This is a genomic window from Pseudomonas sp. 2822-15 (assembly GCF_002742515.1).
Classification (GTDB): domain Bacteria; phylum Pseudomonadota; class Gammaproteobacteria; order Pseudomonadales; family Pseudomonadaceae; genus Aquipseudomonas; species Aquipseudomonas salomonii.
Genome location: NZ_LJRY01000357.1, coordinates 1 through 259 on the forward strand (window position 1 = coordinate 1; position 259 = coordinate 259).

The following is a 259-nucleotide window of genomic DNA, read 5'->3' on the forward strand; positions in this document are numbered from 1 at the left end:
ACTTCTGAGAATAAACGCACAAAAATTTTTATTACGGACTCCAAACAACCAATCTATATTAATGAACCATTAATCAATATCGAAACGAGACTTGACCACTCTTTTATCAGAACTCACAGAAGTTACCTCATGAATATTACTCACATTAATCGGATAGAACCTTCAGGTAATTCTTACTTAATTAGCTTCAAAAATGCGCCAAGACATATCGCATTTGTCAGTAAAAAATATATAGTACAGCTATTTGAGACTATTAGAC

The 259-nt window shown here is 32.0% G+C and carries 1 protein-coding gene; it reads left to right on the forward strand.

Features of this window, described 5'->3' with window-relative positions; all coding sequences use genetic code 11:
* A partial coding sequence (locus AOA59_RS33690) for a LytTR family DNA-binding domain-containing protein (protein WP_143522857.1) occupies positions 1-259 on the forward strand: 259 nt, incomplete at both ends.